This is a genomic window from Caballeronia pedi (assembly GCF_001544915.2).
In the GTDB taxonomy this organism is placed as follows: domain Bacteria; phylum Pseudomonadota; class Gammaproteobacteria; order Burkholderiales; family Burkholderiaceae; genus Caballeronia; species Caballeronia pedi.
In genome coordinates this window covers 1-535 of record NZ_FCOE02000140.1, presented here as the reverse complement: position 1 = coordinate 535, position 535 = coordinate 1, and the positions used below count along the sequence as shown (strand labels likewise).

Below are 535 nucleotides of genomic sequence, written 5' to 3'. Positions count from 1 at the left end.
ACGCGGAACCGGTGTTTCGTGGCTTCGAACGTCACGCAGCGGCTTATCCCGATGACATCGCATTGGTCTTCGGCGATGAACGTTTGACATACGCCAAACTCAACGCCCGCGCGAACGGACTCGCCCACTGGCTCATTGCGCAGAACGTAGGCATCGAATCGAAAGTCGGCATCGCAGCGGAACGATCGATCGAACTCGTGGTGGCGTTGTTTGCGATCATGAAGGCAGGTGCCGCGTACGTACCGCTCGATCCCTCGTATCCGGCCGACCGGCTCGCAGCGATGCAGCAGGATGGCGGTATTCAACTCGCGCTGTGTCAGTCAGGAATCATACTGCCCGAAGTCGAAGGCGTGAGACACATCACACTCGATGCAAGCAGGCAGGACGAACGCAATCCCGGGATCGAACTCCACGGCGCGAACCTCGCCTACGTTATCTTCACCTCAGGCTCGACGGGCCGCCCCAAAGGCGTCGGCAATCGTCACGATGCGCTCTTCAATCGACTGACGTGGATGCAGCAGGCGTATCCGTTGCA

Annotated in this window: 1 protein-coding gene; it reads left to right on the top strand. The window is 59.4% G+C overall.

Annotated elements, in window-relative coordinates; translation table 11 throughout:
• Nucleotides 1-83: 83 nt before the first annotated feature.
• On the top strand, nucleotides 84-535 hold a 452-nt coding region (locus AWB80_RS42895; protein ID WP_341866870.1), incomplete at its 3' end, for an AMP-binding protein.